This window comes from Streptomyces sp. GLSS-08 (assembly GCF_056387915.1).
Genome location: NZ_JBWJAQ010000014.1, coordinates 58,221 through 80,207 on the forward strand (window position 1 = coordinate 58,221; position 21,987 = coordinate 80,207).

Below are 21,987 nucleotides of genomic sequence, written 5' to 3' on the forward strand. Positions count from 1 at the left end.
AGAGGACGCCGCCCGTGACCGCCGGCACCGCGTACGCCGTCGAGCCCGCCGTCGCCGCCGAACGGCCCGCCCACCGGGACGGCAACGTCCTGCGCTGGCTCGGCGCCTACACCGCGTCGATGCTCGGCGACAACATCTACTACCTCGCCCTGTCCTGGGCGGCCGTCCAGGCCGGAACGCCTGCGCAGGCCGGACTCGTGACGGCCGCGAGCGCCGTGCCCCGGGCCCTGCTCATGCTGGGCGGAGGAGTGGTCGCGGACCGCTTCGGACCCCGCAAGGTCGTCATCGGCAGTGACGCCGTGCGCTGCGCGGCCGTCCTCGCGGTCGCCGCGCTGCTGTTCGCGGCCGAGCCGGGTCTGTGGCCGCTGGCCCTGCTCGCCCTGGTCTTCGGCACCGTCGACGCCGTCTTCATGCCGGCCGTCGGCGCGCTTCCCGCCCGCATCACCGGACGCGGGCAGCTCGCCCGCGTCCAGGGCATGCGCGGTCTCGCGATCCGCTTCGCCAACGTCGTGGGCGCCCCGCTCGGCGGCCTCGGGGTGGCCGCGGGCGGCGCGGCGGCCGCCTTCGGCCTGGCGGGCCTGCTGATCGCCGTGTCCGTGCCGCTGCTGGTCTCCGTTCGGATGACAGACCTGCCCCCGCAGCCGGCCGACGGCCCTGCCACAGCCGCCGGAACCGGGCCGGTTGACGGAGGCGGACCGGCTGACGGGCCTGCCGTGTCCGCCGGACCTGGACCGGCCGCCGGGGTAGCCGTACCCGCCGGGCCGGAGTCGAGTGCGGAAGCCGAGCCGGTCGGCAGCGCTGCCGCACCCGCCGGACCTGCACCGGCCGCCGGGGTAGCCGTACCCGCCGGGCCGGAGTCGAGTGCCGGAGCCGAGCCGGTGGACGGGGCCGGACGGGTTGACGCGTCTGCCGCGGCCGCCGGAATCGGGAGGACCGGCGCGGCTGCCGTGGCCGCCGGGCCGGAGCCGGCCGTCGGGGTCGCCGTGTCCGCCGCGGCCGGACCGCTCGCCGGATCCGCCGAATCCGAGCTGCCCGTCGGGGCTGCCCCCGCCGCCGGGGACGGGGTGGTCGACGGTGCTCGGCCGGCGTCTCCGAACGCGTGGCGGGAGCTTTGTGACGGGCTGCGCTACATCCGGCGGCACCCGGTGCTCGCCCCGCTGATCGTCTCCATAGCCCTGGGCGACCTCGGCTTCGTCGGTCCGCTCAACGTGGGGCTGGCCCTGCTCGCGGACCAGCGCGGGTGGGGAGCCGCCGGCATGGGCTGGGTGCTCGCCGGGTTCGGCACCGGGGCCGGGCTCGTCTCCCTGCTGCTGACCGCGCGGGGACGGCTGCCGTACGCCGGGCGCGTCATGGCCGTCGCGCTCCTCCTCGGGTGCGTGGCGATGGGTTCCCTCGCCCACGTGCCCGGCGTCGCCGTCGCGACGGGAGTCGCCCTGCTCGTCGGACTGCTCGCCGGCCTCAGCGGAGTCCTGTGCGGGGCGCTGCTGCAGACCGAGACCGACCCCGCCTATCTCGGCCGGGTCAGCGCGGTGGCGGGGATCGTCAGCCTCGGCTTCGCCCCGCTCAGCATGCCGGTCTCGGCCACCGCCATCGGCGTCTGGGGTACCGGCCCCGTCTTCGTCGTCAGCGCCGCGGTCTGCGGTCTCGGCGGCGTCGTGGCCCTCTGCTCCGGCCCCCTGCGCCGCGCCGAACTGCCGAAGTAGCGCGGACGTACCCCGGAGCGGATCCGGAGCCGTCCTGGGTGGACACCCGAAGAAGGAGACCGTCCGCGGCCTCCGGCTCCGGGCGCCGTCCGGGCACCCCAGAGGCCCGCGCGGCAGTCACTGCGCGCGGACCGGGAGGTCAGATGCCCAGCGGCTTCGCCTCCCGCAGCTTCGCGATCGCCTCCTTGTCGCCCTCCAGCTCCACGGCGGCCACACTCTGGCGTCCGTAGGCGAAGAGCAGCAGCTCCGAGGGCTCGCCGGTCACCGTCACCACCGGGGTGCCCCTGCGGGCGACCACCGTCTGGCCGTCCGGGCGGCGCAGCACCAGGCCCGTCGGCGTGCCGCGGCCCACCAGCCGGGCCGTGCGCTCCAGCCGCGACCAGAGGGTGTCCTGGAAGACGGAGTCCAGCGGCCGGGGCGTCCAGGCGGGCCGGGCCCGGCGCACGTCCTCGGTGTGGACGTAGAACTCGATCGTGTTCGACGCCTCGTCGACCTGCTTCAGGGAGAAGGGCGAGAATCGCGGCGGCCCCGTACGGATGAGCTGGATCAGCTCCTCGTACGGCTTCTCGGCGAACTCCGCCTGCACCCGTTCCAGCCGGGGCGCGAGCTGCTTGATCAGAATTCCGCCCGCCGCGTCCGCGCGGCGCTCGCGCACCACGACGTGCGCGGCTAGGTCACGGGTGGTCCAGCCGTCGCACAGGGTGGGGGCGTCCGGCCCCTCGGCCTCCAACAGATCGGCGAGGAGAAGTCGTTCACGCTTCGCATGGGTCGACATGACGCCAGCCTACGACCGCCGCGCCACTCCGCCCAGTGGACATCCGGCGGGAACGCGACCCGGTCCGCCCAGTGGACGCCCGCCGGGTGCGTCCGGCGGGCGCGGCACAATGGTCGCCATGACCAGTACGCCCCCGCCCAGCAGCCTCGACCCCGGCATCGCCGCGCGTCTCAAGCGCGGCGCCGACGGGCTCGTCCCCGCGATCGCCCAGCAGTACGACACCGGGGAGGTGCTGATGCTGGGCTGGATGGATGACGAGGCCCTGCACCGCACCCTCACCACGGGCCGCTGCACCTACTGGTCCCGCAGCCGCCAGGAGTACTGGGTCAAGGGCGACACCTCGGGACACGTGCAGCACGTGAGGTCCGTCGCGCTCGACTGCGACGCCGACACCGTCCTCGTCAAGGTCGACCAGACCGGCGCCGCCTGCCACACCGGCGCCCGGACCTGCTTCGAAGCCGACGTCCTGCTCACGGACGCCGGGCCGGGCACACAGTCCGCCGGTCAGTAGGGTCAGCCGTCATGGACCTCGAGACGTTCCGCAAGCTGGCCACCGACCGCAGGGTGATCCCCGTCGGCCGCAAGCTCCTCGCGGACGGCGACACCCCCGTCGCCCTGTACCGCAAACTGGCCGCCGAGCGCCCCGGCACCTTCCTGCTCGAATCGGCCGAGAACGGCCGGTCCTGGTCTCGCTATTCCTTCGTCGGCGTCCGCAGCCACGCGACGCTGACCGAGCGCGACGGCCGGGCCCACTGGCTGGGCACGCCCCCCGTCGGCGTGCCCGTCGACGGCGACCCGCTGGCCGCGCTGCGCGCCACGATCGAGGCGCTGCACACACCGCGCGGGGACGGCCTGCCCCCCTTCACCGGCGGCATGGTCGGCTACCTCGGCTACGACGTCGTGCGCCGCCTGGAGAAGATCGGCCCCGGTGAGCGGGACGACCTGAAGCTCCCCGAGCTGACCATGCTGCTCACCAGCGACCTCGCCGTCCTCGACCACTGGGACGGCACGGTCCAGCTGATCGCCAACGCCATCAACCACAACGACCTCGACACGGGTGTCGACGAGGCGTACGCGGACGCCGTCGCCCGCCTCGACGCGATGGAGGCGGACCTGTCGCGCGCGGTCTCGCAGCCCCCGGCCGCGCTCCCGCCGTCCGAGCTTCCCGAGTACACGGCGCTGTGGGGCGGCCCGCAGTACCAGGACGCCGTCGAGGACATCAAGGAGCGCATCCGCGCCGGCGAGGCCTTCCAGGTCGTGCCCTCCCAGCGCTTCGAGACCCCCTGCACGGCCAGTGCCCTGGACGTCTACCGGGTCCTGCGGGCGACCAACCCGTCGCCGTACATGTACCTCTTCCGCTTCGAGGGCTTCGACGTCGTGGGCTCGTCCCCCGAGGCCCTGGTCAAGGTCGAGGACGGGCAGGCGATGGTCCACCCCATCGCGGGCACCCGGCCGCGCGGCGCCACCGTCCAGGAGGACCAGGCACTCGCCGACGAGCTGATCGCCGACCCCAAGGAACGCGCCGAGCACCTCATGCTCGTCGACCTCGGGCGGAACGACCTGGGGCGGGTCTGCGAGCCCGGTTCGGTCGAGGTCGTCGACTTCATGTCCATCGAGCGGTACTCCCACGTCATGCACATCGTCTCGACGGTGACCGGCCGGGTCGCCCGGGGACGTACGGCATTCGACGTGCTGACCGCCTGCTTCCCGGCGGGCACCCTGTCCGGAGCGCCCAAGCCGCGCGCCATGCAGATCATCGACGAACTGGAGCCCTCCCGGCGCGGCCTGTACGGCGGCTGCGTCGGCTACCTCGACTTCGCCGGCGACTCGGACACCGCCATCGCCATCCGTACGGCGCTGCTGCGGGACGGCACGGCCTACGTGCAGGCCGGTGCCGGTGTGGTGGCCGACTCCGACCCGGTCGCGGAGGACACCGAGTGCCGCAACAAGGCCGCGGCGGTGCTCCGCGCCGTGCACACGGCGAACCGGCTCGGGAAATAGGACGCTTCTCACGTGAACCCCGGGTGACGGTTCGCCCGGGGTTCAGGCGATAGTGGAGTACGTGACTGCTGTGCCTCACCCCCGATCCGAAGCCGCCGCGGGACCCGACGGGTCCGGCCGCCGCAGCCTGGCCGTGGCGCTGTTCTGCGGCGCGCTCGGCGCCGCCGTGACGCTGCTCGCCACCCGGCAGGGCTGGTCGGAGGGCACCACGTCGGTGGCCGGCGGCGAGTTCCCGCTGTCCGCGAAGGGCAGCGACGTCACGGGCGTGCCCGCCGCGCTCGCCGTGGTCAGCCTCGCCGCGCTCGTCGCCGTCTTCGCCGTACGCCGCTCCGGGCGCCTCCTCGTCTCCGCGCTGCTGGCCCTCTCGGGCGCCGGCGTCGCCACGGCCGCCCTGCTCGGTGCCGAGGACAGCTCCGCGCTCGACGACAAGGCCGCCCAGGCGTCCGGCGCCACCTCCGCGACCGTGCACGCGCTCGGCCACACCGCCTGGCCGTACGTGGCCGCGGCCGGCGGCGGGCTCATCCTGCTGGCCGGGCTGCTCGCGCTGCGCTACGGGCGGCTGTGGCCCGCCATGTCCGGCCGCTACGAGCGCGACGGCACCCCCCGGCCGCGCAGGACCAAGCCCGTGGACCCCGACCGGCCCGAGGACCTGTGGAAGGCCCTGGACCGCGGCGAGGACCCGACCGGGACCTGAGACACCCCTCCCCGGGGCTGCCGGGATTCGAGACACGACCCTCCCCGGGGCTGCCGGAGGCTGCCGGGACCTGAGACCCCCCCGCCCTCCGGGGCCGCCGGGACCTTCGGCCCGGGACGTCCGTCCCGATCCGGCCCGGCCGCCGCGGAAGGGGCCACCCCGCGCTCAAGGCGGACCCGCGAGTACGGGACAATGGACGCCGAGCGTCCGACTCACACACGCACACAGCAACGAGGAGCTAAGTCATGGCGGGCAGCAGCCACGGCCACACCCCGGCCGCCTGGACCGGTGTCATCATCGCCTTCATCGGTTTCTGCGTCTCCGGCGCGTTCATGGTGCTGGCCAACCCGCTGGGCTTCTGGGCCGGCATGGTCATCGTCGTCCTCGGTGGTGTCGTCGGCGGCATCATGCGCGCGATGGGGATGGGCCAGCCGAAGGAGGCGCACGTCCAGAAGCCGCACTCGGCGCCCCAGGTCGCGGGCGCGGAGGGCTGAGGCCTCCCGCCCGACCTCGCACGTCGTCGAGCGGCCTCCGGAGTCTGCCGGGGGCCGCTTCGCCGTGCGCGACGGCCCCGTGCGCGACGGGCGCCGGTGCGCCGCGCGGGGCAGAATGCTCCGGGTGAACGCCGAAACCCACAGGGTGACCCCGCCGGACGCGGGCACCGGTCCGCCGACCGGGGCGGCGCGGCGGCTGGCGGTCCCCGCCGGTGTGCTCGCCGCCGTCGTCGGCGCCTTCGCCTACGTCGGAACCGTCGACCCGAACGAGCCGGGGCACTACCCCCTCTGCCCGCTGCTGCGCCTCACCGGGCTCTACTGCCCCGGCTGCGGCGGCCTGCGCAGCGCCCACGCCTTCGTGCACGGGGACTTCGCGGCGGCGCTCACGGACAACGCGCTCGCCGTCGCGGGGTACCTGGTGTTCGCGGTGGTGTGGTCCGTCTGGGTGGTCCGCACGGCGCGCGGCCGGCCGGTGCGGATCGACCTCGGTCCCGTCCACCTGTGGGGCGTCGGCGTGTTGCTGCTGGCCTTCACCATTGTCCGGAACCTGCCGTCCGGTGACTGGCTCCACCCTTGATCAATGGGCGAACGTCCAGGTAGTGGGACCGGCGTCAACCGGATGCGAGGCCTGCGCCCTCCTCCGGATACCATCGCAGTGACCCGTCTCAACCGTCAGGGACGGCGGACCCGGGTCGACCGCCCGACCGCTCAAACCGTCCACCGCAGGGAAGGGGGCCGCTCGCGTGAGTGTGCTCGACGAGATCATCGACGGAGTCCGTGCCGACCTCGCGGAGCGACAGGCGCGCGTCAGCCTCGACGAGCTCAAGGAGCGCGCCGCGAAGGCTCCGGCGGCCAAGGACGGCGTGGCCGCCCTGCGCGGTGACGGCGTCAAGGTCATCTGCGAGGTCAAGCGCTCCAGCCCCTCCAAGGGCGCGCTCGCCGCGATCGCCGACCCGGCCGCGCTCGCCGCGGACTACGAGGCGGGCGGTGCGGCCGTCATCTCCGTGCTGACCGAGCAGCGCCGCTTCGGCGGCTCGCTGGCCGACCTGGAGGCCGTCCGCGCCAAGGTCGACATCCCCGTGCTGCGCAAGGACTTCATCGTCACGTCGTACCAGCTGTGGGAGGCCCGGGCCTACGGCGCCGACCTCGTCCTGCTGATCGTGGCCGCCCTCGACCAGGCCGCCCTGGAGTCCCTCATCGAGCGCGCCGAGTCCATCGGGCTCACCCCGCTCGTCGAGGTGCACGACGAGGACGAGGCCGAACGGGCGGTGGACGCCGGCGCGAAGGTGATCGGTGTCAACGCGCGCGACCTGAAGACGCTGAAGGTCGACCGCACCACCTTCGAGCGGGTCGCCCCCGAGATCCCGGACCACCTCGTCAAGATCGCCGAGTCCGGTGTCCGCGGGCCGCACGACCTCATCGCGTACGCCAACGCCGGCGCCGACGCGGTCCTGGTCGGCGAGTCCCTCGTCACCGGCCGCGACCCCAGGGCCGCGGTCTCCGACCTCGTCGCGGCCGGGGCCCACCCCGCGCTGCGCCACGGACGGGGCTGACGCTCCCGTGGCCGGCCCGACCGCACCCCGGCACCGGGTGAGCCTGCGCTCGCCCGGCGCCGCCGGATGCCTGCGGTCGGCCGCCCCGCTCCCCGCCGCCCGGACGACGCGGGATCCCTACGCCCGCCTCGCCCGCGGCTGCCGCCCGCGCGGCTGCCGGGCCCCGGCCCGCCGCGTGCACGGCCGCCGGGTCCGCTACGTCATCGGGGACGAACCGGGGCAGGTCAACGGCATGCGATGGCGCGTGCGCGTGCGCGCGCTCCCACCGGCCCCGGCCCGGTCCGCCCTCCGGGTGGTCTGACCGGTCCCTCCACCGCCGCCCCGCCCGTCGGCGGCGACGGGGACGGGCCGCCGGGCACCCGCGGCTTGATGCGCGCGTGCGTCGACGACGTGACTCCTGTCCGATCCGTGACCGGGGCCAACGCCCCTGTGAGGTATCCGCATGCCCAGCGAGTTCTTCATTCCCGACCCCGAGGGTCTGATCCCCAGCGCCGAGGGGTACTTCGGCGCGTTCGGCGGCAAGTTCATCCCGGAGGCGCTCGTCGCCGCCGTGGACGAGGTCGCCGTCGAGTACGACAAGGCCAAGGCCGACCCCGAGTTCGCCCGCGAACTGGACGACCTGCTCGTCCACTACACCGGGCGCCCCAGCTCCCTCACCGAGGTGCCGCGCTTCGCCGCCCACGCGGGCGGCGCCCGGGTGTTCCTCAAGCGCGAGGACCTGAACCACACCGGCTCCCACAAGATCAACAACGTGCTCGGCCAGGCGCTGCTCACCCGGCGCATGGGCAAGACGCGGGTCATCGCCGAGACCGGTGCCGGACAGCACGGCGTGGCCACCGCCACCGCCTGCGCGCTGTTCGGACTCGACTGCACCATCTACATGGGTGAGATCGACACCGAGCGACAGGCCCTGAACGTGGCCCGGATGCGCATGCTCGGCGCCGAGGTCATCGCCGTGAAGTCCGGCAGCCGCACCCTCAAGGACGCCATCAACGAGGCGTTCCGCGACTGGGTCGCCAACGTCGACCGCACCCACTACCTCTTCGGCACGGTGGCGGGCCCGCACCCCTTCCCGGCCATGGTGCGGGACTTCCACCGGGTGATCGGCGTCGAGGCGCGCCGGCAGATCCTGGAGCGCGCGGGACGGCTCCCCGACGCCGCCGTCGCCTGCGTCGGCGGCGGCTCCAACGCCATCGGCCTCTTCCACGCCTTCATCCCGGACACCGGCGTCCGCCTCATCGGCTGCGAGCCCGCCGGGCACGGCATCGAGACCGGCGAGCACGCGGCGACGCTGACCGCCGGCGAGCCGGGCATCCTGCACGGCTCGCGGTCCTACGTCCTCCAGGACGAGGAGGGGCAGATCACCGAGCCGTACTCGATCTCGGCCGGCCTCGACTACCCCGGCATCGGCCCCGAGCACTCCTACCTCAAGGACAGCGGACGCGGCGAGTACCGCGCCGTCACCGACGACGCGGCCATGCAGGCACTGCGCCTGCTCTCCCGCACCGAGGGCATCATCCCGGCCATCGAGAGCGCACACGCGCTGGCCGGCGCCCTGGAGGTCGGCAGGGAACTGGGCGAGGACGGGCTGATCGTGGTCAACCTGTCGGGGCGCGGCGACAAGGACATGGACACGGCCGCCCGCTACTTCGGGCTGTACGACACCGACGCCGTCGTCGAGGCGGACGAGGCCGGCGACGGCGCCGAGATCGAGGGGGACGCCAAGTGAGCGGCAACATCCAGCTGTTGGGCGACACGCTCGCCGGCGCCAGGGCCGAGGGCAGGGCCGCCCTGATCGCGTACCTCCCGGCCGGCTTCCCGACCGTGGACGGCGGGATCGCGGCGATCAAGGCCGCCTTCGACGGCGGCGCCGACGTCGTCGAGGTGGGGCTGCCGCACAGCGACCCCGTCCTCGACGGTCCCGTCATCCAGACCGCCGACGACATCGCCCTGCGCGGCGGCGTCCGGATCGCGGACGTGATGCGCACGGTCCGCGAGGCGCACACGGCCACCGGGAAGCCGGTGCTCGTGATGACGTACTGGAACCCCATCGACCGCTACGGCGTCGAGCGCTTCACCGCCGAACTCGCCGCGGCGGGCGGGGCCGGGTGCATCCTGCCCGACCTGCCGGTGCAGGAGTCGGCGCTGTGGCGGGAGCACGCCGACAAGCACGGTCTCGCGACCGTCTTCGTCGTCGCTCCCAGCAGCAAGGACGCCCGGCTCGCCGAGATCACCGCGGCGGGCTCCGGCTTCGTCTACGCAGCCTCGCTGATGGGCGTCACCGGCACCCGCGAGTCGGTGGGCGCCCAGGCGCAGGACCTGGTGCGCCGCACCAAGGCCACCACGGACCTGCCCGTCTGCGTCGGCCTCGGCGTCTCCAACGCCCCGCAGGCCGCCGAAGTGGCCGGCTTCGCCGACGGCGTGATCGTCGGCTCGGCCTTCGTGAAGCGGATGCTGGACGCGCCGGACGAGGCGGCCGGGCTGGACGCCGTACGCGCCCTCGCGAGCGATCTGGCGAAGGGCGTGCGCGGCACGGCGTGACGCACACCGGTGATCCGCTCACTCGAACGAGTGGACCTGGGGCCGGGGAGGCGCGCTGCGCCTCCCCGGTTCGTTCTGCCGGATGTGAGCGAGAAGAAGCGTGACGGGAAGCGCACCGCCCGCGAGCGGCTGGCGGTCGAGCGAGAGAAGCAGAAGGCCGGGGAGAAGCGCCGGCGGGCGCTGATCGTGGGGGCGTCGGTGGTCTGCGTCCTCGGTCTCGCCGCGGTGGTGGGCGTCGTCGCCGCCAACGCGGGCAAGGACGACAAGAGCGACGCCGCGGGCCCCGTCGTGTCGCCCTCGGGGGCGCGGGGCAAGGACGGCCTCGCGATCCCCGTGGGCCAGGACGCCGCCAGGTCCACCCTCACGGTGTACGAGGACTTCCGCTGCCCGGCCTGCAAGTCCTTCGAGACGGCGTACCGCCCGACCATCCACGAGCTGGTGGACGCCGGGCAGCTGAAGGTCGACTATCGCCTCGCCACGCTGATCGACGGGAACATGGGCGGCAGCGGCTCCCGCCGGGCGGCCAACGCCGCGGCCTGCGCCCAGGACGCCGGGAAGTTCACCGCGTACCACGACGCCCTGTACGACAACCAGCCCCAGGAGACCGACGACGCCTTCGCGAAGCCGGACAGGCTCATCGAGCTGGCCGGCGAGGTGAAGGGGCTGGACACCCCGGCGTTCCGCAAGTGCGTCGACGACGGCACGCACGACACCTGGGTCCTGAAGTCGAACCAAGCGTTCCAGGCAGGCCACTTCGGCGGCACACCGACCGTGCTGTTCGGCGGCAGGAACATCTACGCGGACCGGGCGATGACCCCGGCGAAGCTGAAGCAGTTGGTGCAGGCGGAGAACAAGGAGGGCTGAGCCCCTCCGCCGCAGCCCCGCGGCTCGCCCGAGACCCGGGTCTCGGGCGAGCCGCGGGCGCTCCCCGTTATGGACCCGTAGCCGGGCTGCCCGCCGTCGGCCCGGCCCGGCACGGTAGCGTCGACCCTGCCATGGAACTTGCCTACATTCCCAGCCCGTCGCGCGGGGTGCTGCACCTCGGCCCCATTCCGCTGCGCGGCTACGCGTTCTGCATCATCATCGGCGTCTTCGTGGCCGTCTGGCTCGGCAACAAGCGCTGGGTCGCCCGCGGCGGGCGTCCCGGCACGGTGGCCGACATCGCGGTCTGGGCCGTCCCGTTCGGTCTCGTCGGCGGACGGCTCTACCACGTGATCACGGACTACGAGCTGTACTTCAGCGAGGGCCGTGACTGGGTGGACGCCTTCAAGATCTGGGAGGGCGGCCTCGGCATCTGGGGCGCGATCGCGCTCGGTGCGGTGGGTGCGTGGATCGGCTGCCGCCGCCGCGGCATCCCGCTGCCGGCGTGGGCCGACGCCCTCGCGCCCGGCATCGTCTTCGCCCAGGCCATCGGGCGCTGGGGCAACTGGTTCAACCAGGAGCTGTACGGCCGGGAGACGTCGGTTCCCTGGGCGCTGCACATCACGTCCTCGACGGACGGGCGGGTGCCGGGCTACTACCACCCGACGTTCCTGTACGAGTCGCTGTGGTGCGTCGGCGTCGGCTTCCTCGTCATCTGGGCCGACCGCCGCTTCAAGCTCGGGCACGGCCGGGCGTTCGCGCTGTACGTCGCCGCGTACTGCGTGGGCCGCGGCTGGATCGAGTACATGCGCGTCGACGACGCCCACCACTTCCTCGGCCTGCGCCTGAACGACTGGACCGCGATGGTGGTCTTCGTCCTCGCCGTGGTCTACCTGGTCCTGTCCGCGCGGATGCGGCCCGGACGCGAGGAGGTCGTCGAGCCGGGCACGGGCACGGACCGCTCGGCGGAGGACGCCAGGGACACCGACGGCAAGAAGGCCGCGTCCGGCGGCAAGCCGGACGCCGGGACCGACGTCGAGCCGGACCACGTGACCGGCGCCGGGACCGACGGCGAGACGGACCACGTGACCGGCGCCGGGACCGACGGCGAGACGGACACGGTGACGGGCGCCGGGACCGACGGGGAGACGGGCGCCACGACGGCCACGTCCGGCGTCAGGACCGACGGGAAGACGGGGGCCACGTCGGACGGTGACGCCGTCGAGCTGGGCAGGAAGCCCGGGGCCGAGAGCTCCGCGGACGCCGCCGGCGCCGACGGGTCCGCCGCGTCCGAGAGGGACGAGGCCGGGTCGGCCAAGAAGAACTGACCGGACCCGCCACGACGGGTCGAAGGGCGCCGGATCACGGATCCGGCGCCCTTCGCGTGTGCGGGCCGCGGACACGCACGCCTCAGCCGCGGCGGGCCAGCGCAAGGGTGCGGTGGGCGCCCGCCACCACCGCCGCGTCGACGAACCGGCCGTCGGGCAGCGCCAGCGCGCCCGGGTGGACCGCGGCGGCCTCGACCACCGCCTCGGCGGACTCGATCTCCTCCGGGGTCGGGAGGTACGCCCGCTCGATGACCGGGAGCTGCCGGGGATGGATGGCCGCCCGCCCGAGGAAGCCCAGGGCACGGCCGTGCGCACACGACACGGCCAGCCCGTCCAGGTCCCGGATGTCCGGGTAGACCGACTGGCTGGGCGGCGGCAGACCCGCCGCCCGGGCGGCGACGACCACCCGGGCGCGCGCCCAGTCCAGGCCCGCGCCCTCCCGTACGCCGAGATCGGCCCGCAGGTCGGCCTCGCCGAGCGCGATGCCGCGCAGGGCGTGGTGCGCGGACGCGACGGCGAACGCCTGCTCCACGCCGAGGGCCGTCTCCAGCAGGGCGTACAGCCCGAGGGCGCCGCCCTCGGCGCGGACGGCGCCCTCCGCCACCCGCACGACGTCCCACGGCGAGGTCACCTTCGGCAGCCGGAGACCGGACAGGCCGGGCAGCGGGGCGAGCGTCTTCAGGTCGGCCTCGGCCAGGGGGCCGTCCAGGGCGTTCACACGGACGTGGACGGCGACCGGGGCGACGTCGGAGAGCAGCTCCGCGGTGGCCGCGCGGGCGTACTCCTTGCGGGCGGGGGCGACCGCGTCCTCCAGGTCGACGATCACGGCGTCCGCGCCGCACGCGAGCGCCTTGACCACCACGTCGGGCCGGTCGCCGGGGACGTACAGCCAGGTCAGGACCGGTTGCGTGGTCACAGGGCGCCCTCCGACCGCAGGCGGTCGAGCTCGGGCTCCGTCAGGCCGAGTTCGGTCAGCACCGCCGCCGTGTCCGCGCCGTGCCGCCGGCCGGCCCAGCGGATCGCGCCGGGCGTCGCGGAGAGCCGGAAGAGGACGTTCTGCATGCGCAGCGGGCCCAGTTCGGGGTCGTCGACGGTGGTGATGCTGTCCAGGGCCGCGTACTGCGGGTCCGCCATGACGTCCCGTACGTCCTGGACCGGCGCCACCGCCGCCTCCGCCTTCTCGAAGGCGCTCAGCACCTCCTCGCGGGTGTGGCGGGCGATCCACGTGCCGACGGCCTCGTCCAGCACGTCCGCGTTGCGGGCCCGCTCCGCGCCCGACGCGAACCACGGTTCGTCGATCAGCTCCGGGCGCCCGACCAGCCGCATCAGCCGTTCCGCGACCGACTGCGCCGACGTGGACACCGCGACCCACATGCCGTCGGCCGTGCGGTAGGTGTTGCGGGGCGCGTTGTTGGCGGAGCGGTTGCCGGTGCGGGGCTGGACGTGGCCGAGCTGGTCGTACCAGAGGGGCTGCGGGCCGACGACGGTGAGGATCGGTTCGATGATCGCCATGTCGACCACCTGGCCCTCGCCCGTGCGGTCCCGGGCCGTCAGTGCCGTCATCACCGCGTACGCCGTCGCCAGGCCGGCGATCGAGTCGGCCAGGCCGAAGGGCGGCAGGGTCGGCGGGGCGCCCGGTTCGCCGGTGATCGCCGCGAACCCGCTCATCGCCTCGGCCAGCGTGCCGAACCCGGGGCGGTGCGCGTACGGGCCGAACTGGCCGAAGCCGGTGACCCTGGCGAGCACCAGCCGCGGGTTGGCGGCCGACAGCTTCTCCCAGCCGAGGCCCCACTTCTCCAGGGTGCCGGGGCGGAAGTTCTCGACGACGACGTCGGCCGTCGCGGCGAGGCGGAGCAGGGTGTCGCGGCCGCCGGGGCTCGACAGGTCGAGCGTGATGGTGCGCTTGTTGCGGCCGAGGAGCTTCCACCACAGGCCGACACCGTCCTTGGACGGGCCGTGCCCCCGGGAGGGATCAGGCTTGGCCGGGTGCTCGACCTTGATCACCTCGGCGCCGAAGTCCCCCAGCATGGTGGCGGCCAGCGGTCCCGCGAAGAGGGTCGCGAGGTCGAGCACGCGCAGGCCGGTCAGCGGGCCGTGCTCCGTCGCCGTACCGGCGCCGTGCTCCCGTGACGTGTCCTGTTCCCGGCCTGCCGCCGGGGAGGGCTGCGCGGGTCCGCCTGGTCCGGGTTCCTGGCGGGCTGCGGAGTGCCGCCCCGGTCCGCTCGGGCCGTGTTCCTGGCGGGCGCTCATGACGCGGGCCGCGACGCCTGGGCGTCGATCTCGGAGCGGTAGGGCATCGAGGACGAGGCGCCGGCCCGCTGCACCGACAGCGCGGCGGCGGCCGAGGCCCAGGCGAGGGCGGCCCGCATCGGCCTGCCCTCGCCGAGCGCGACGGCGAGGGTGCCGACGAAGGTGTCGCCCGCGCCGGTGGTGTCCACGGCGGTCACCCGCGGCACGGGGACACTGATCGGGTCGTGATCCCGCGCGACGTACAGGCAGCCCGCCGCGCCGAGCGTCACGATCACGGCCGGGACCCGTGCGAGCAGGGTCTTGGCCGCCTCCCGGGGTTCGATGACACCGCTGAGCGCGGCGGCCTCGTGCTGGTTGGCGACCAACAGGTCCACGGCGTCGAGGAGTTCGGGTGGCAGTGGCTGGACGGGGGAGGGGGTCAGGACCGTGCGGACGCCGTGCCCGCGCGCGGCCTCGGCGCCCGCGACGACGGCGGCCAGCGGGATCTCCAGCTGGAGCAGGAGCGCGTCGGCGGCGGCGATGAGGGCCTCGTCGCCGGGGGCCAGGTGGTCGACGGTGCCGTTCGCGCCCGGGATGACGACGATGGCGTTGCCGCCCTCGTCGTCCACGACGATGTGGGCGGTGCCGGACGGGCCCTCGGCGGTGCGCAGGTGGTCGGTGTCCACGCCGGAGTGTTCGAGGGTGGACCGCAGTCCGGTGCCGAAGGCGTCCTGGCCCACCGCGCCGATCATCGAGACGTCGGCGCCCGCGCGGGCCGCGGCGATCGCCTGGTTGGCGCCCTTGCCGCCGGGGACCGTGCGGAACTCGCGGCCCCTCACCGTCTCGCCGCGCTGCGGGGCCTTGGCTACGTACGTGACGAGGTCCATGTTCGTGCTGCCGAGTACGGCGATGAGAGTCATGGGCGGCAGGCCTCCTGGTGGCTCTGGCGGTGGGTGAGCTGGGCGAGGGTGTCGAAGCCGACGCCGTCGAAGTCGGCGATCGAGGTGGCCAGCCGGTTCTTGAGCGGAGCGGTCCACCGCTCGGGGAGGGCGGCGGGGTGCCCGGCCAGCAGGCCCGCGACGCTGCCCGCCGTCGCGCCGTTGGAGTCCGTGTCCCAGCCGCCCGACACGGCACGGCAGACGGAGCCCGCGAAGTCCCCGTCCGCATGGGTGAGGGCCGCGGCGATCAGGGCGGTGTTGGGGACGGCGTGGACCCAGTGGTAGGCGCGGTGCGCGGCGTGCAGTTCGTCGACGACGGCGTCGAAGTCCTCGGTCGTACGGGCCAGCCGGACGGCGTGACGGACGGCTTCGGCCAGCCGGGAGCCGGCCGGGACGACGGCGAGTCCCGCCCGCAGGCACGCGTGGACGTCGCTGTTGCCGCCCGCCGCCGCGGCGAGGGTCCCCGCCGCGAACATCGCCGCGTACACCCCGTTGGCAGTGTGGGTGAGGGTGGCGTCCCGGTGGGCCTGTTCCGCGGCGGCCGCCGGGTCGCCGGGGTTCGTCCAGCCGTGGACGTCCGCGCGGATCAGGGCGCCGATCCACTCACGGAAGGGGTTGCGATGGCGGGCCGTGCGCGGGGGTTCCACGCCGGCGAGGAGGTTGCGGTACGCGACGCGCTCCGCGGTGAACGTGCGGCCCGCGGGGAGTTCGTCCAGCCACAGCCGCGCCACGTCGGCGGTGGTGAACCCGCGGCCGTACCGCTGGAGCAACAGCAGGTTCAGCAGCGGGTAGTTGAGGTCGTCGTCCTCCGGCATGCCGTCGATGTTCTCGGCGAGTGAGGTGGGCGCGGAGCGCTTGTTCCAGGGGTGGGCCGTCGCCAGTTCCGCGGGGACTCCGCGGGCCGTGAAATACGTGCTCAGCGGCCAGTTGCCGGCGGCGCGGGCCAGTTCGCGGATGCCCCGCAGGGGGAGCTTCTCCACCGGTTTGCCCAGCAGGCAGCCCGCGGCCCGGCCGAGCCAGGCGGCTTCCAGCCGGCGGGGGCCGGCCGGGGCGGGTGCGGGACCGGCCGGAACCCGGGCGGGCCAGTCCGGGCAGCGGTCCCTGATCCGTCCGAGGCCGGTCGGTTCCCGGTCCGCCAGGGCGCCGGGCAGGTCGGCCAGTTCGTCGAGCAGGTCCTCCGCGAGGACGCGCAGATACGGGGAGGCGGGTGTCGGTGAGGCGCCCGCCCGGGCGGGCGCCTCGGGTCCGCCCGCCGCCCGCCAGCGGGCCGTGACGGCCACGGTCTCGCGGCCGTCCTGGGCGGCCTGGCGCAGCTCGTGGCCGAGGAGGTCCTCGGGCTGGACCCAGGTCAGGCGGAGCACGGTGCCCCCGTGAGCGCCGCGAACGCCGCCTCGTGGGCCCTTCGGCGCCGGACGTCCCGGTCGAAGATCTCGCGGGTGACCTCGGCGAGGGTCGTCGCGGGCGCGTGCAGGTCGAGGCGGCTCGACTCCGCGACCGTCTTGGACCAGTCGCGGGGGACCTCGGAGCCCAGAGCGCCGGCGAGGGCGCCGGCCATGGTGGCGATGGAGTCGCAGTCCCGGCCGTAGTTGACGCAGCCCAGCACGGTGTGCCGGTAGTCGCCGCCGGCGACCAGCAACATGCCCAGCGCGACGGGGAGTTCCTCGATGGCGTGCAGGCGGGAGGGGCGGCGGGCGCCGAGCGAGGGGGCGCGGTAGTCGGGGCCGACGGTGTCGAAGGGGGCCACGGCTTCCCGCAGCGGGCGGAGCGCCGACTCGAAGTCCGTGTGCCGGACGGCGACTTCGCAGACCGCCTCGACGGCGGCCCGCGTGCCGTCCTTGGCCAGCGCGAGGCAGGCGTCGACGACCGAGGCCGGGCTGGCCCCCGGCGCGCACGCCGCGGCGACCGCCGCCGCGAAGACCCCCGCCGCCTCACGGCCGTACGACGACTGGTGGGCACCGGCGACGTCGAGCGCCTCGGCGTACGCGGCGGCGGGGTCGGCGGCGTTGACCAGGCCGACCGGTGCCATGTACATCGCCGCGCCGCAGTTGACGATGTTCCCGGTGCCGGCCTCGCGCGGGTCGACGTGCCCGTAGTGGATCCGGGCCACCAGCCACTTCTCGGCGAGGAAGATCCGCTGGAGCGGGAGGGCCTCGGCCTCCAGTTCGGGGATCCAGCGGGGCGTGCCCATGAGGTCGGGGACCAGGTGCCCGGCGACCGCGTAGGCGTCGAGGTGGTCGCGGACCGTGGCGTAGACCCGGACCAGGGCGTGGGTCATCAGGGTGTCGTCGGTGACGTGTCCGTCACCCTTGTGGTAGGGGGCGATCGGGCGGGCGGTGCGCCAGGTGTCGCCGTTCCAGGGGCCGACGACGCCGTGCACGCGGCCGCCGTGGCGTTCGAGGATCTGCTCGGGGCTGTACCCCTCGACCGGTCCGCCGAGGGCGTCGCCGACGGCGGCGCCGACGAGGGCCCCGGTGATCCGTTCTTCGAGGGTTTCCATGGTTGTGGGCGTCATGCCCGAATCATCCTCCTGGTGTGCTCAGTTCCGTGGCTGCCAGGAGTCCGGCGAGTTCCACCAGGTCGGTGCCCGTGAGGCGGGGCAGGGCGCAGCCGGAGAGGGTGCGGCAGGCGTCGCGCCAGGCGGCGGGGATGGTGTCGCCGCCGCCGAGCGCGCCGGTCAGGGCGCCGGCCAGGGCCGGGGCGGAGTCGGCTACCCGGGACAGGCACGCGGCGGCCGGCACCGCCTCGGCGATGCGGCCCCGCGCGGCGGTCGCGAGGGCGAGGGCGACGGGGACGGTCTCGGCGGCCGCGATGCCGTAGCTGTAGACGTGGTCGACGATCTGATGCTCCAGCAGGGGTACGAGACCGAAGGTGCTGTCGGCGCCCCGCGCGAGGGCGAGCGCGTGCCGCGCGTTGCGGCCGATCTCCGTCGCCGCCGGCAGCTCGGCGAGCGCGGCCGTCACGCAGGCGTCGACGTGCGCTCCGGTCAGGGCGAGCGCGACGGCCGCGGCCATGGCGCGGGCGCCGTGCACGCCGTCACCGTCCTGGGTGTAGCGGGCGTCGAACTCGGCCAGTTCCGCGGCGAGTCGGGGGTCGCCCGGGTGCGCCACGGCGAGCACGCAGGCACGTACGCAGGCGGCGTCGTCGAAGTAGTGGGGGTTGTCGTGGCCGGTGGCGGGCGGGCGCAGGCCGGCGACGAGGTTGCCGAGGCCGGCCCGGACCGAGATCCGGGCGCGCAGCGGCAGCACGGCCGACTCGACCTCCGGGGCGCGTTCGGCCGCGGCGGCCACCTCGCCGGCGACGGCGTTCCACGCCAGGTCGATCGCGGCGCGCATCCGGCGCTCCCGGCTGAGGTCGCCGAGGGCGCTGCCGTCCCCGGCCCGCAGGACCGCCTCGGCCGCGAAGGCGGCCCATTCGGCGTCGTCCGAGGGGCCGAGCCGCAGGGGTTCGGGCGGCTGGTTGAGGGCGATGGGCACGGGCAGGGTGGTGGTCGCGTTCTGCTCCGCGAACGTGTCCAGCTCACGGGTGAGCCGCCGCGTCCACTCGGGCATGCGGGCGGCCCGGTGCCGGGCGGCCGGCCATCCCGCGGCGTCACCCGCGGCCAGCCCGAGCAACAACCCCTCGATCCGCCGCACCGCGACACCGGCCCCGCCCGGGGCGCCCGCCACGAGGAGGCTCGCGGGCGGGCTGCCGGGGGCTGGTGGGGGAGGTGTCCTCGTCGGGTCGGGCGAGGGGAGGGCTTCGTCCGGGACGGGGGGTCGGTTGAGGAGGCTCGCGGGCGGGCTGCCGAAAGCCGGCGGGCGGGACGCCTCCGTGGGGAGGGCCGGGAGGAGGGCTTCGTGTGGGGCGGGGGGTTCGGTGACGGGGTTCGTAAGCCGTACTTCGATGCTCAAGTGCTGGACGCCGGGGGCCGCAGGCTCATTCCCGTGGCTCGGGGGCCGGACACCGGGGGGTGCCGGTGAAGCCGTGTGCGCGGTGTCCGCGGGGACGACAACGGCCGTGTCTGCGGCGTCCGCGGGGACGACAGCGGCCGTGTCCTGGGATGCCGGCGGCCGGCCGTGGCTCGGGGGCCGGACACCGGGGGGTGCCGGTGAAACCGTGTCCGCGGTGTCCGCGAGGGCGGCGGCCGTGTCCTGGGGTGCCGGCGGCCGCGTGACGGCGGCGGCCGTGTCCTGGGGTGCCGGCGGCCGCGTGACGGCGGCACCCACGGCGGGCGCGTCACCGCCCGCCGAGGGCTCCGCGTGTGTCCGCGTGCCGGAGAGAAGCGCCGTCCGCGTCTCCTCGCCAAGCGCCGAGGCGGCGTCCACGCCGGGTTCGTCCCCCACCGGACCGGGGGTCACGGCCGCACCTCGCCGGTGATCACGTACGTGTGCGGGTCGGGCCGCAGGCGCGCGCCGCCGGGGTCGTCGAGGAATTCCCGGGGTACAGCGCCGGGCCCCGCGGTCCACTGCTCGTCGTCCTCCGGGGTCAGCAGCTCCGCCACGTCCAGCACGTGGTGGCCCGCCATCGAGGGAAGGCAGCTGCCGAGCGCCGGGCCGATGGCCGCGGCCCACTCGGCCGGAATGGCGGCGGCGCCCCGAGTCGCACCGGCCAGCGCCCCGGCCACCGCCGCCGTGGTGTCGGCGTCGCGGCCCATGTTGACCGCGGTGAGCACGGATTCCGTGAAGTCGCCGTCGGCCGCCGCGTACGCGCCGAAGGCGAGCGCGACGGCCTCCGGTGCGAGGTCCGTCCACGGGTAACCGCCGATGACGACCGCCGAGCGGACCGCGCGCTCACCCCGGTGGGCGACCGCGACCGCGCGCCGCAGCGACCGGGCCGTCCAGGAGTCGTCCGGGACCACGGCGAGGGCGCAGGCCACCACGGCAATGGTGGGAGCGCCGGTCATCGCCGCCGCGACCCCGGCCGCGACCGCCTGCCCGCCGTAGATGCCCTCCCCCTCGTGGCTGACCGAGCCGTCGATCGCCACCAGGCGGGCCGCCTCGGCCGGGCGGCCCGCCGCGAAGACGCCGAAGGGTGCCGCGCGCATCGCGAGACCGTCGCTCCACGCGTGCCGGTGCTGGGCGGAGATCGGCGCCGCCAGCCCCCGGCGCAGGTTTTCCAGGGTGCCCCGCTCGCTGAACCCGGCGCCGCGGAACGGCCCCTCGTCCCGGTCCGCGATCCAGTGGTGCCAGGCCGTCTCCACATGGGCCGCGGTGAGCGCCGAGCCGTGGCGGGCCAGCAGCAGTCCGGAGAAGATCGCGTACTCGGTGTCGTCGGTCCCGGCGGGGTGCTCGGCGACGTACCCGGTGATACGGCCCCACCGCGCCCGGATCTCGGACGGCTTCATGTTCTCGGCGGGTGCCCCGAGCGCGTCCCCGACGGCGAGCCCGAGCAGTGCCCCGCGCGCCCGGTCCCGCAGGCGGGCGGCGTCCTGGGGCGGCGGGACCGAGGGAATGCAGGCGATGGGAGCCATCCGGTGCCTCTTCTCTCCCGGCTCCGGTCACAGCGCGGAGCCACAGCGCGGAACCGTGTGCGGCACCACGGGGCGGAACCGTGCGCGGAACCCTTTGCGGATCTGTCCCACCGGAACGGCCCGGCACGGCCTCGCGGCCCGCAGCGTCACCCGGTCGACAGCTGCGCGCGGCCCGCCACGGATGAGCGCTGACGGGCAAAGGCGCAGGTTAGCGCAGCCTTTCCTTGCTGGCGGGCAGGAAATTCAAGGCGTACCTTTGCTGTTGTCGAAAAGTAGAATCCGTCCAATAAAGAGCCTGCTGGGGGACCGAGATGGCCATCATCGACACCGAAGCCGCACTGCACGAGGCGCACCGCGACAACCACACCCACCGCGACGTCAACGGCGGCTGGCTGCGCCCCGCCGTGTTCGGTGCGATGGACGGACTCGTCTCCAACCTCGCCCTGATGACGGGCGTCGCCGGCGGCTCCGTCGCGCACCAGACGATCGTCATCACCGGTCTCGCGGGACTCGCGGCCGGCGCCTTCTCGATGGCCGCGGGCGAATACACCTCCGTCGCTTCCCAGCGCGAGCTGGTCGAGGCGGAACTGGCCGTCGAGCGCCGGGAACTGCGCAAGCACCCGCAGGACGAGGAGCGCGAGCTCGCCGAGCTGTACGAGGCCCGTGGTGTCGAGCCCGGGCTGGCGAGGGAGGTGGCAAGGCAGCTCTCGCGCGATCCCGAGCAGGCGCTGGAGATCCACGCGCGCGAGGAACTGGGCATAGACCCGGGCGACCTGCCCTCGCCGTCCGTCGCCGCCGTCTCCAGCTTCGGCTCCTTCGCCCTGGGCGCCCTGCTCCCCGTCCTGCCCTTCCTGCTGGGTGCGACCGCCCTGTGGCCCGCGCTGGTGCTCGCCTTCGTCGGACTCTTCGCGTGCGGCGCGCTCGTGGCCAAGGTGACCGCGCGTTCCTGGTGGTACAGCGGGCTGCGGCAGCTGGCCCTCGGTGGCGCCGCGGCCGGTGTGACGTACGTCCTGGGCAGCTGGTTCGGTACGGCCGTAGGATGAGGCGCAGCGCACTTATGCGAAGGGCTGCATAACTAGTCGTTACCCGGCGGTTTCGAACGCTTAACCACCGGGCATGACCCGTAAGCGCGTGGGCAATGAGGCCCGCGCCGCACCCTGCGTGACCGGCGAAGCCGCCCGCCCCGCCCGGGCCCGAGGACATCGATCTGTCCACATGGGTCCCCCACACTTCACCGCCGTGCGCGGTACCCCCACCGCGACCGCGGTGTCCGCATGCTGAAACGGAGTATCCGGTTCCCGAGAACCGCTCCATCATGTAACCTGCACGAAATTTTGCACTCCACCGCAGAGGGCCAACGTCGTCCCTCGGCAATCGCTCCCCCAGAGCCTCAAGAGCCTGGGAGGTGCCCCCAGCCACGA

The 21,987-nt window shown here is 74.6% G+C and carries 21 protein-coding genes; 13 read left to right on the forward strand and 8 right to left on the reverse strand.

The window, feature by feature from the left end; all coding sequences use genetic code 11:
• The first annotated feature begins 14 nt into the window (after positions 1 to 14).
• Positions 15 to 1,703: an MFS transporter gene (locus AC0ZLC_RS24160; protein WP_476754045.1), complete on the forward strand. Its 1,689-nt coding sequence runs from the start codon at positions 15 to 17 to the stop codon at positions 1,701 to 1,703.
• A gap of 139 nt (positions 1,704 to 1,842) precedes the next feature.
• On the opposite strand, the gene AC0ZLC_RS24165 is transcribed toward AC0ZLC_RS24160, so the two are convergent.
• On the reverse strand, positions 1,843 to 2,478 hold the full coding sequence (locus AC0ZLC_RS24165) for a TIGR03085 family metal-binding protein (protein WP_476754046.1): 636 nt from the start codon (positions 2,476 to 2,478) through the stop codon (positions 1,843 to 1,845).
• A gap of 109 nt (positions 2,479 to 2,587) precedes the next feature.
• Here AC0ZLC_RS24165 and hisI point away from each other — a divergent pair, with 109 nt between their 5' ends.
• The 11 genes from hisI (at position 2,588) to lgt (ending at position 11,950) form a co-directional block, all read left to right on the forward strand.
• Positions 2,588 to 2,989, forward strand: a complete 402-nt coding sequence (gene hisI / locus AC0ZLC_RS24170) for a phosphoribosyl-AMP cyclohydrolase (RefSeq protein ID WP_476754047.1) — start codon at positions 2,588 to 2,590, stop codon at positions 2,987 to 2,989.
• A gap of 11 nt (positions 2,990 to 3,000) precedes the next feature.
• Positions 3,001 to 4,479, forward strand: coding sequence for an anthranilate synthase component I (locus AC0ZLC_RS24175; protein WP_476754048.1), 1,479 nt, complete (start codon positions 3,001 to 3,003; stop codon positions 4,477 to 4,479).
• 52 nt (positions 4,480 to 4,531) lie between these two features.
• Positions 4,532 to 5,173, forward strand: a complete 642-nt coding sequence (locus AC0ZLC_RS24180) for a TIGR02234 family membrane protein (RefSeq protein ID WP_476754049.1) — start codon at positions 4,532 to 4,534, stop codon at positions 5,171 to 5,173.
• Positions 5,174 to 5,418: 245 nt separating this feature from the next.
• Positions 5,419 to 5,667, forward strand: coding sequence for an HGxxPAAW family protein (locus tag AC0ZLC_RS24185; RefSeq protein ID WP_358852213.1), 249 nt, complete (start codon positions 5,419 to 5,421; stop codon positions 5,665 to 5,667).
• A 115-nt stretch (positions 5,668 to 5,782) separates the two neighbouring features.
• Complete coding sequence (locus tag AC0ZLC_RS24190) at positions 5,783 to 6,244, forward strand: DUF2752 domain-containing protein (RefSeq protein ID WP_476754050.1); 462 nt, start codon at positions 5,783 to 5,785, stop codon at positions 6,242 to 6,244.
• A gap of 166 nt (positions 6,245 to 6,410) precedes the next feature.
• Positions 6,411 to 7,220: an indole-3-glycerol phosphate synthase TrpC gene (gene trpC, locus AC0ZLC_RS24195; protein WP_476754051.1), complete on the forward strand. Its 810-nt coding sequence runs from the start codon at positions 6,411 to 6,413 to the stop codon at positions 7,218 to 7,220.
• Positions 7,221 to 7,227: 7 nt separating this feature from the next.
• Positions 7,228 to 7,521, forward strand: a complete 294-nt coding sequence (gene trpM, locus AC0ZLC_RS24200; protein ID WP_476754052.1) for a tryptophan biosynthesis modulator TrpM — start codon at positions 7,228 to 7,230, stop codon at positions 7,519 to 7,521.
• A gap of 141 nt (positions 7,522 to 7,662) precedes the next feature.
• The gene (trpB, locus tag AC0ZLC_RS24205) at positions 7,663 to 8,949 is read left to right on the forward strand and encodes a tryptophan synthase subunit beta (RefSeq protein ID WP_476754053.1); all 1,287 of its coding nucleotides are present in this window, start codon (positions 7,663 to 7,665) and stop codon (positions 8,947 to 8,949) included.
• Positions 8,946 to 9,761, forward strand: coding sequence for a tryptophan synthase subunit alpha (gene trpA, locus AC0ZLC_RS24210; RefSeq protein ID WP_476754054.1), 816 nt, complete (start codon positions 8,946 to 8,948; stop codon positions 9,759 to 9,761). The genes trpB and trpA overlap by 4 nt, the downstream gene beginning before the upstream one ends.
• Before the next feature lie 84 nt (positions 9,762 to 9,845).
• Positions 9,846 to 10,625 carry a DsbA family protein gene (locus tag AC0ZLC_RS24215; RefSeq protein WP_476754055.1) on the forward strand — a complete coding sequence of 260 codons (780 nt, stop codon included), beginning with the start codon at positions 9,846 to 9,848 and terminating at the stop codon, positions 10,623 to 10,625.
• Between the two features lie 131 nt (positions 10,626 to 10,756).
• Positions 10,757 to 11,950, forward strand: coding sequence for a prolipoprotein diacylglyceryl transferase (lgt, locus tag AC0ZLC_RS24220; protein ID WP_476754056.1), 1,194 nt, complete (start codon positions 10,757 to 10,759; stop codon positions 11,948 to 11,950).
• A gap of 82 nt (positions 11,951 to 12,032) precedes the next feature.
• Here the strand turns inward: lgt and AC0ZLC_RS24225 are convergent, their stop codons facing one another.
• The 7 genes from AC0ZLC_RS24225 to AC0ZLC_RS24255 all read right to left on the reverse strand — a co-directional run bounded on the left by AC0ZLC_RS24225 (position 12,033) and on the right by AC0ZLC_RS24255 (position 20,566).
• Positions 12,033 to 12,866 (reverse strand): HpcH/HpaI aldolase/citrate lyase family protein, encoded by an 834-nt coding sequence (locus AC0ZLC_RS24225; protein WP_476754057.1) that lies wholly within the window; start codon positions 12,864 to 12,866, stop codon positions 12,033 to 12,035.
• Positions 12,863 to 14,200 (reverse strand): CaiB/BaiF CoA transferase family protein, encoded by a 1,338-nt coding sequence (locus AC0ZLC_RS24230; RefSeq protein ID WP_476754058.1) that lies wholly within the window; start codon positions 14,198 to 14,200, stop codon positions 12,863 to 12,865. The genes AC0ZLC_RS24225 and AC0ZLC_RS24230 overlap by 4 nt, the downstream gene beginning before the upstream one ends.
• The gene (gene rbsK / locus AC0ZLC_RS24235) at positions 14,197 to 15,099 is read right to left on the reverse strand and encodes a ribokinase (protein ID WP_476754059.1); all 903 of its coding nucleotides are present in this window, start codon (positions 15,097 to 15,099) and stop codon (positions 14,197 to 14,199) included. Before rbsK ends, AC0ZLC_RS24230 begins: the two co-directional genes overlap by 4 nt.
• A complete protein-coding gene (locus tag AC0ZLC_RS24240; RefSeq protein ID WP_476754060.1) occupies positions 15,096 to 16,478 on the reverse strand; it encodes an ADP-ribosylglycohydrolase family protein in 1,383 nt (460 codons plus the stop codon). The genes rbsK and AC0ZLC_RS24240 overlap by 4 nt, the downstream gene beginning before the upstream one ends.
• Positions 16,466 to 17,629 carry an ADP-ribosylglycohydrolase family protein gene (locus tag AC0ZLC_RS24245; protein ID WP_476754061.1) on the reverse strand — a complete coding sequence of 388 codons (1,164 nt, stop codon included), beginning with the start codon at positions 17,627 to 17,629 and terminating at the stop codon, positions 16,466 to 16,468. The genes AC0ZLC_RS24240 and AC0ZLC_RS24245 overlap by 13 nt, the downstream gene beginning before the upstream one ends.
• Before the next feature lie 7 nt (positions 17,630 to 17,636).
• Complete coding sequence (locus tag AC0ZLC_RS24250; RefSeq protein ID WP_476754062.1) at positions 17,637 to 19,007, reverse strand: ADP-ribosylglycohydrolase family protein; 1,371 nt, start codon at positions 19,005 to 19,007, stop codon at positions 17,637 to 17,639.
• A 443-nt stretch (positions 19,008 to 19,450) separates the two neighbouring features.
• Entirely contained in the window at positions 19,451 to 20,566 is a 1,116-nt protein-coding gene (locus tag AC0ZLC_RS24255; RefSeq protein WP_476754063.1) for an ADP-ribosylglycohydrolase family protein, read from the reverse strand.
• 311 nt (positions 20,567 to 20,877) lie between these two features.
• Between AC0ZLC_RS24255 and AC0ZLC_RS24260 the strand changes: the two genes are divergently transcribed.
• A complete protein-coding gene (locus AC0ZLC_RS24260; RefSeq protein ID WP_476754064.1) occupies positions 20,878 to 21,609 on the forward strand; it encodes a VIT1/CCC1 transporter family protein in 732 nt (243 codons plus the stop codon).
• The last annotated feature ends 378 nt before the right edge of the window (positions 21,610 to 21,987 follow it).

Coding starts and splice junctions, on each gene's coding strand:
- AC0ZLC_RS24165 (WP_476754046.1), bottom strand. CDS start 2,478: ATGTCGACCCATGCGAAGCGTGAACGACTTCTCCTCGCCGATCTGTTG.
- hisI (WP_476754047.1), top strand. CDS start 2,588: ATGGTCGCCATGACCAGTACGCCCCCGCCCAGCAGCCTCGACCCCGGC.
- AC0ZLC_RS24175 (WP_476754048.1), top strand. CDS start 3,001: ATGGACCTCGAGACGTTCCGCAAGCTGGCCACCGACCGCAGGGTGATC.
- AC0ZLC_RS24185 (WP_358852213.1), top strand. CDS start 5,419: ATGGCGGGCAGCAGCCACGGCCACACCCCGGCCGCCTGGACCGGTGTC.
- AC0ZLC_RS24190 (WP_476754050.1), top strand. CDS start 5,783: ATGCTCCGGGTGAACGCCGAAACCCACAGGGTGACCCCGCCGGACGCG.
- trpB (WP_476754053.1), top strand. CDS start 7,663: ATGCCCAGCGAGTTCTTCATTCCCGACCCCGAGGGTCTGATCCCCAGC.
- lgt (WP_476754056.1), top strand. CDS start 10,757: ATGGAACTTGCCTACATTCCCAGCCCGTCGCGCGGGGTGCTGCACCTC.
- AC0ZLC_RS24230 (WP_476754058.1), bottom strand. CDS start 14,200: ATGAGCGCCCGCCAGGAACACGGCCCGAGCGGACCGGGGCGGCACTCC.
- rbsK (WP_476754059.1), bottom strand. CDS start 15,099: ATGACTCTCATCGCCGTACTCGGCAGCACGAACATGGACCTCGTCACG.
- AC0ZLC_RS24245 (WP_476754061.1), bottom strand. CDS start 17,629: ATGACGCCCACAACCATGGAAACCCTCGAAGAACGGATCACCGGGGCC.
- AC0ZLC_RS24255 (WP_476754063.1), bottom strand. CDS start 20,566: ATGGCTCCCATCGCCTGCATTCCCTCGGTCCCGCCGCCCCAGGACGCC.
- AC0ZLC_RS24260 (WP_476754064.1), top strand. CDS start 20,878: ATGGCCATCATCGACACCGAAGCCGCACTGCACGAGGCGCACCGCGAC.